Origin of the sequence: Chryseobacterium sp. RR2-3-20, assembly GCF_017808115.1 — a bacterium.
GTDB lineage: Bacteria > Bacteroidota > Bacteroidia > Flavobacteriales > Weeksellaceae > Chryseobacterium > Chryseobacterium oryzae.
Genome location: NZ_JADQBD010000099.1, coordinates 1 through 7,596, shown reverse-complemented (window position 1 = coordinate 7,596; position 7,596 = coordinate 1). Strand labels below are relative to the sequence as shown.

Below are 7,596 nucleotides of genomic sequence, written 5' to 3'. Positions count from 1 at the left end.
TCAAGGGGTTCTTTTTTGAAATTAAATGTAAAGCTAAATGTAAAATAGGTATTTAGGCTGTTTCTATTTTTAATAATTTTTATTTAGGACAGTATTGCTTAAAAGTCAGTATTATTTAAAATGCACAACGGGTTATTCAAACTAAAATTTATACAAATGAAAAAAATCTTACTTTTTACAGCTTTAATGTCGATTTGCGGATTACATAAAGCGCAATTACTCTCTGAAAACTTTAATGGAACTCAAGGTTCAGCATTACCTAGTGGCTGGACAACCACAAACCAAACACAACCCAGTACCCTGTGGTATTGTGGTGATAATTACTACAACGTTCCTGTATCTAGTAAAGCCGCAATGTTTGGTGCTGTAATCGCGTCTCCTTATCAGTTTTTTCCTACTACAGACGCGACTCTAATTTCCCCGGTAATGAATTTGTCTAATTACCCAAATGCAACATTAAGTTTTAAAACTTTTGTAAGCAATTTTTTATTAGACCCAGATTGCACTTTATACGCAGAGGCATACACAGGAACAGCATGGGTACCAATTTGGTCATCGGCAGGCCAGGAACTAGGAAGCGGAGCTGGCTCCGAGCTAGATTTCTTTCAAGTTTCAAACATAAGTTTATCTGCTTTTAGCAATTCCGACTTTAGAATACGTTTTATTTACAGTACCGGTAATGCATTTATTACATTCGGAGCTGTTGTAGACGATGTTGTTATAACAAATGGCAGTTTGTCTACTATAGAAACAAAAAACAATGTAGCGAAGATTTCTGTATTTCCTAATCCCGCTACGGATTACTTCAAAATAAAAGGCCTGCAAGATGAAACCACGCCAATAAAACTAGTAGACATTTCTGGCAAGGTTATTAGAATTTATAAAAACACATCCACATATCAATTGTCTGGAGTTTCGCCAGGCGTTTACTTTGTTGTTTCAGATTTAAACAAACTGAAAGAGAAAATAATTGTAAAATAAGTAAACAAGCAAAGGTTAAAGTTTTTAATGAAATTTTAACCTTTTTTTTTCATTAATAAAATTTAGAATAATTCATTTTTCATATCTTTGTAAACTTAAATCAAGCAGAAAATTATGAGTTTATTCGATATGTTTACGCAAGAAATTGCGATAGACCTGGGAACAGCCAACACGCTTATCATCCATAATAATAAAATTGTTATAGACCAACCTTCCATTGTAGCCATTGAGCGTTCTACTGGAAGACCGATTGCTGTAGGGGAACAGGCGAAACATATGCAGGGAAAAACCCATGAAGATATTAAAACAATCCGACCGCTAAAAGACGGTGTTATTGCCGACTTCCACGCTTCGGAACACATGATTAAAGAGTTTATTAAACTTATTCCGGGAATAAAAGGTAAATTTATCCAGCCGGCGTTAAGAATTGTAATCTGTATTCCTTCAGGAATTACTGAAGTTGAAAAAAGAGCAGTAAGAGACTCCGCTCAGAAAGTGAATGCAAAAGAAGTACGCTTAATCTATGAGCCAATGGCAGCTGCAATAGGTGTCGGGATTGATGTTCAGAAACCGGAAGGAAATATGATTATCGATATAGGCGGCGGAACAACCGAAATTGCTGTAGTAGCTTTGGGAGGTATCGTTTGCGACAAATCCGTAAAAATTGCAGGAGATGTATTTACCAATGATATTGCTTATTTCCTAAGAACGCATCATAATTTATACATCGGAGAAAGAACTGCTGAAAGAGTGAAGATTGAAGTAGGTTCTGCTGTTGAAGATCTTGATGTAGATATCGACGATATTCCGGTACAGGGAAGAGACCTTATCACTGGAAAGCCAAAAGAAATAATGGTTGGATATAAGGAAATTGCCCGTGCTTTAGATAAATCTATCATTAGAATTGAAGATTCTGTAATGGAAACTCTTTCTCTTACTCCACCAGAATTGGCAGCGGATATTTACAAAACAGGAATTTATCTTGCCGGAGGAGGTGCCTTACTAAGAGGCCTTGCAGACAGACTTCACAAGAAAACCGGGCTTCCCGTTTTTGTTGCAGAAGATCCTTTGAGAGCTGTTGTAAGAGGTACAGGGATTGCGTTGAAGAATATGGATAAATTCAATTTCTTAATTAAATAATTTTTAATTTTTACGACTTTTTATCGGAATGGGATTTTTGCTGAGATTATTTTCTAAGAATGCTCTATTTGTATTCTTTGTTTTCCTGCAAATTATTGCTATTGTTCTGATATTTTCTAAAAATGCGATGCAGAAATCTTGGCTTGCCGGGCAAACTGCAGCATTCAATTCTTGGGTTTCGGGTGGAATTGATGAGGGGGTTTCTTATCTCAAGTTAAAACAGGTAAATGAAGATCTTGTTGCACAAAACAAATCTTTAATGGTACAGCTTTACGGGAAACAAGGTGCTGCAAATCCTCAATTCCGAAAAGTGCATGATACTGTGGGAGGCGGACAAATATACACTTTTACAGATGGTGAAATTGTTTTCAACAGCATCAATAGAAGAGATAATTATTTCACTATAAATCGTGGAAGAAGAGACGGTGTTTTCCCTCAGATGGGAGTAATGGCTCCAAAAGGAATTGCAGGAATCGTTATTAATTCTACCGACAGTTACGCATTGGTACAATCTATTCTGAGTGTAAATAAAATCAGAATAAATGCAGCCTTGAAAAACTCAGGATATTTTGGGACTTTAACATGGCGGGGAGATAATTCTCGACTTATGCACTTATCAGATGTGCCCAAATATGTTTCCCTGAAAATTGGAGATACCATAGAAACAGACGGAAAATCTGCAATTTTCCCTAAAGGAATTATGATTGGTACTATTGCAGGATATACTGTAGACAATAAAACCGGTTTTTGGGACATTTCTGTGGAACTCAGCGAAAAAATGGGAGCTTTAAACAAAATATACGTGGTGAAAAATCTCAGAAAAGCTGAAGTTCAGAAAATTCAGGATACCATGCAGGCTGTAATAAAAAAAGAACATGATTAGCAGAACATTATTTACCGATATTTTGATAATGATGTTTCTTGTTGCATTACAATTTTTTGTTTTGAACAGGATCGTCATATTTGGTAAATATACACCGGTTTTATATCCGGTTTTTGTCATGTTTTACCCATTTTTCAGAAATAAATTTCAATTTTTGGCATTAAGCTTTTTAATTGGGCTTATCATGGATACATTTCTGAATACTGGAGGAATTAATGCTTTTGCTACAACATTTATTGCTTATTTCAGAACTTTAATATTCCGTACATCTACGGATACGTCTACAGATTTTTTCTCTTTTCAGTCTCTCCAGTGGTCTCAGTTTTTGCTGTTTTTACTGTCGAGTATCTTTTTGCACCAGCTTTTTGTGCAGTATATAGAGTTTTTTAAATTCAGCCGAATTTTTGAAATCTTACTTAATGTGTTGGTAACTACCGGGATTTCCTTTATATTTATCATTATTTACGCATTAATCTTTAAAATCAAACAAAAAGTTTGAACCCACGTCATTTAAAAATCTTATCCGTTCTTATCATCATTGCTGTAATTTTTATAGCAAGACTTTCTTACCTACAGTTATTTACAGACCGCTATGCACTTAATGCAGCCAACACATCCATTAAGACTGAATACATCATACCTCAACGGGGCGTTATTTTCGACAGAAACGGTAAAATTTTGGTGGGAAATCAGCCTGCGTATGAAATTTCTTTCACTCAGGCATTGATGAAACCCGACTTTGACACAGTTGCGTTCTGTAACCTGATGAAAATTACCGAGCAAGATTTTATCAACAGAATTAATAAAATTAAGACAGAAAAATACTATTCTAAACTTACACCAATGACTTTTCTGAAAGATCTAAGCAGAGAAGACATTGCAAGAGTACAGGAAATTATTTTTAAGTTTCCTGCTTTCAATATCGTTCAGCGTCCACAGAGACAGTACGAAGTTTCTACTTCCGGAAATTTATTAGGATACACCAGTGAAGTTAACGAACGTGATATTAAAAAAGATTCGGCATATTATTTACCCGGAGATCTTATCGGAAAAACGGGTGTTGAAAAAGCTTATGAAAAAGAACTCAGAGGAATAAAGGGAATTAAGTATATTCAAAAAGATATTAAACTCAGAAACGTTGGTCCTTACAAAAACGGAACTCTCGATCGTGATGTTGTTACCGGAAAAGATATTACTTTAACAATAGACTACGATTTGCAAAGAATGGCTGAAGAAATGCTCGTGAATAAACACGGTGCTATTGTTGCCATAGATCCTAACAACGGCGAAGTTTTGGTTTCTGCTACAGGACCAGATATTGATCCTAATCTTTTTACAGGACCTTACAAATCGAAAAATCTATATGCACTTTCAAAAGACACTATTTACGAGAATAAACCTACTTTCGACCGTTCTTTACAGGCTGCATATCCTCCAGGATCTACGTTTAAACTTCTGACTGCTTTGGCAGCAATGCAGATGGGAGTAATGGATGAAAAAACAATTTTCCCTTGTGGTGGTGGTTTTTTCTATAAAGGAAAAAGAATTAAAGGACATGGAGGGGCAGATCCGCTTATTCCTTCTATTCAGGTTTCGAGTAACTGTTTTTTCACGTATGCATTTATCAAGATAATCAAAAAATATCCAGGAAACCCGTCTAAAGGTGTTGATGAATGGAAGAAAATAATGAGCAGTTTCGGAGTAGGAGAATTTCTGAATAATGATTTTGCCGTAGGTGCTAAAGGCAGAATTCCTTCAGGTGATTTTTACGAAAGAAGATTCAAAGCCATTATGAAAGCCAGCGGATCCAAAAGACAGGATTTTAAAGACTGGGATGAAATGTCTACCGGAGCAATTTATAACGGAATGGGACAAGGAGATGTTTTGGTAACTCCTATTCAGCTTGCTAATTATGTTGCAGCCATTGCAAATAAAGGTTGGTATTATACGCCACATATTGTGAAATCTATTGATGGTAAACCTAATCCTGATCCAAGATTTAAGAAAAAACACCAAACATTAGTAGATAAAAAATATTTTGATCCTGTTCTGAAAGGGATGGAAGCGGTTGTACTTGCAGGAACGGCAAGAGGTTTAAAGTCTAATGATTTTACCCAACTTGCAAAAACCGGAACTGCACAGGTACCTCAGGGAAAAGATAATTCAATTTTTGTACTTATTGCTCCAGCAGATAAACCGAAAATTGTGGTTGTTGCGGTTATGGAACACGCAGGTTTTGGTGCGACTTGGGCAGGTCCTGCCTCTACAGTGATTGCCGAAAAATATATTATGGGCGATTTAAAAAGAGAAAATCTCTACAAAAAAATGGTTACCGCCAGTTTTATGCCCGAGTATAAAAGACAATGGATTGCAGATCTGAAAAGGAAAGGTCTTTATAAAGAACCAAAACCAGATTCTGTGAAACTGAAAAGAATTAAAGACAGCCTTATCCTTGTTCAGAAAAAGAAAGAAGAATTACTGAAAAAAACGAAAGAGCAACAGCAAAATACCAAAAGACAATGAAGTGGACAGAAGGAATAGATAAAATTGGGCTTGGTCTTTATTTTCTGCTGTGCATTTTTGCTATAGCCAATATTTACAGTGTAGATGAGGGATTGGGAAAAAAACAATTATTGTTTTTTGGAATCTCGATTTTCGTAGGAATTATTATCTTCTTTAGCCGCAGCAAGTTTTTCGAAAATATGTCTGGTATTATTTATATCGGAGGTGTACTTATGCTTGCAGGACTTCACGTGTTCGGAACAGAAATCCTTGGACAGAAAAACTGGTATAAATTCGGAAGTTTTACCATGCAGCCCGTAGAGTTTTCCAAAATTGGTGTGGCACTTATGTTGGCAAATTACGTTTCTAGTGCAGATTTCAATCTTCATAACAGAAAATCTCTGCTCACGGTTTTAGCTATTATCGGAATCCCTGCTATTACAGTTTTATCTATTCCCGATGTAGGTTCGCTGCTTGTTTTTACTGCTTTTTTTATTGCGTTATACCGAGAAGGTCTTTCCGGGAAACTTTTTGTTGTGGGCGGACTTTTTGCAGCAGTTTTCTTAATTGCCAATTATCTGAATGATCCACTACAATGGAGTTTATGGTACTTTACGGTTTTTATTCTGGTTATTGGCGGAATTTGGTTTGCATTTAATGCCGCTTTTCTCCGAAAAAACATTTACAACCTTTTACCGGGAGTAGCAATTATCGTTTTACTTGCTGGTTTATCGGTTATTTCACCTATCATTTTCGAAAAACTACCAAAACACCAACAAGAGCGAGTTGAAGTTCTCTATAAAGGAGAAAGAGAATTTCGGGATACTTCCGGATACAATTTGCTGTATTCTAAAACAGCAATAGGTTCTGGTGGACTTACCGGTAAAGGCTATCGTGAAGGTTCTGTTACCCAAGGTAAATTTGTACCCGAACAAGAAACCGATTATATTTTCTGTACAGTAGGAGAAGAATGGGGATTTGTTGGAAGTGCTATTCTGGTTCTTTTCTATTTAATTTATATCGGCAGAATATATTACCTCTCCGAACAACAGAAATCTGTTTTTAATCGCGTTTTCGGGTATTGCTTCGCCTCAATATTATTCATGCATTTTTCTATTAATTTGGGCATGGTTATGGGGCTTTTTCCTACCGTTGGTATTCCGTTGCCTTATTTCAGTTATGGGGGAAGTTCTTTACTTGCATTTTCTATTATGACTTTTATATTTTTTAAGCTTAATTATGCTGATAAAAATAGCTTAGTATAATTAAATTTGAGTTTGTTATACTTCATTTAAGTATTTTGTTTTTAAATTCAAAACAAAAATTATGAAAGAGAATTATATTTCTGATGATACTTTCGATACCGTAAATTTTACTCAAATAGCTTTAGCAGGAGGAGAATATGAAAACTGTATTTTTAAAAACTGTAATTTCGAAAATGTAAACCTTTCGGATTTTAAATTTACTGATTGTGAATTTATTGAGTGTAATCTGAGCATGACTCAACTTTTGGGAACTGCTTTTAGAGAAGTGTCTTTTAAAGACTGTAAAATGTATGGAATGTCTTTTTGCGACTGCAACAAATTTGGAATGTCTTTTACATTCGATAATTGTTCTTTAAATAATTCTATATTTTATCAATCGACCATCAGAAAAACTGTTTTCAAAAATTCTAAACTAATTGAAGTAGATTTTTCTGAAGCCGATCTTACAGCATGTATTTTTTCAGGTTGCGACCTTAGTGGTGCTGTTTTCGAAAGAACAAATCTTGAGAAAGCAGATTTCAGAAATTCTTACAACTATACTATCGAACCTTCTTTAAACAGATTTAAAAAAACAAAATTTTCACTTTCGGAAATCCAAGGACTTCTACGCCAGTTGGATATTGAAATTGATGAAAATAGCTGATTGTTTTAGTAATATTTTAATATCAAATAATTTGAATGGAATAACAATAACGGATTGTTAATTAAATTAATTTAGATATTAACGACACTATCCCGTAAAGTGTGTAAGTAGAAAAGTTAGGCTTGGATTTTATAATCTGAGCCTTTTTTCAAAAATAAGCATAAATTGGTTTAAAACCAATC

The 7,596-nt window shown here is 35.0% G+C and carries 7 protein-coding genes; all 7 read left to right on the top strand.

Going from position 1 to position 7,596, the window contains the following annotated elements; genetic code table 11:
• The first annotated feature begins 156 nt into the window (after window positions 1-156).
• The 7 genes from IV513_RS14470 to IV513_RS14440 all read left to right on the top strand — a co-directional run bounded on the left by IV513_RS14470 (window position 157) and on the right by IV513_RS14440 (window position 7,414).
• Complete coding sequence (locus IV513_RS14470; RefSeq protein WP_209391269.1) at window positions 157-981, top strand: T9SS type A sorting domain-containing protein; 825 nt, start codon at window positions 157-159, stop codon at window positions 979-981.
• 114 nt (window positions 982-1,095) lie between these two features.
• Window positions 1,096-2,121, top strand: a complete 1,026-nt coding sequence (locus tag IV513_RS14465; RefSeq protein ID WP_209391268.1) for a rod shape-determining protein — start codon at window positions 1,096-1,098, stop codon at window positions 2,119-2,121.
• Between the two features lie 28 nt (window positions 2,122-2,149).
• A complete protein-coding gene (gene mreC, locus IV513_RS14460; protein ID WP_209391267.1) occupies window positions 2,150-3,004 on the top strand; it encodes a rod shape-determining protein MreC in 855 nt (284 codons plus the stop codon).
• On the top strand, window positions 2,997-3,503 hold the full coding sequence (locus IV513_RS14455) for a rod shape-determining protein MreD (protein WP_209391266.1): 507 nt from the start codon (window positions 2,997-2,999) through the stop codon (window positions 3,501-3,503). Before mreC ends, IV513_RS14455 begins: the two co-directional genes overlap by 8 nt.
• Window positions 3,500-5,527 carry a penicillin-binding transpeptidase domain-containing protein gene (locus tag IV513_RS14450; RefSeq protein WP_209391265.1) on the top strand — a complete coding sequence of 676 codons (2,028 nt, stop codon included), beginning with the start codon at window positions 3,500-3,502 and terminating at the stop codon, window positions 5,525-5,527. The genes IV513_RS14455 and IV513_RS14450 overlap by 4 nt, the downstream gene beginning before the upstream one ends.
• A complete protein-coding gene (rodA, locus tag IV513_RS14445) occupies window positions 5,524-6,771 on the top strand; it encodes a rod shape-determining protein RodA (RefSeq protein ID WP_209391264.1) in 1,248 nt (415 codons plus the stop codon). Before IV513_RS14450 ends, rodA begins: the two co-directional genes overlap by 4 nt.
• A gap of 61 nt (window positions 6,772-6,832) precedes the next feature.
• A complete protein-coding gene (locus IV513_RS14440) occupies window positions 6,833-7,414 on the top strand; it encodes a pentapeptide repeat-containing protein (RefSeq protein WP_209391263.1) in 582 nt (193 codons plus the stop codon).
• Window positions 7,415-7,596: the final 182 nt, after the last annotated feature.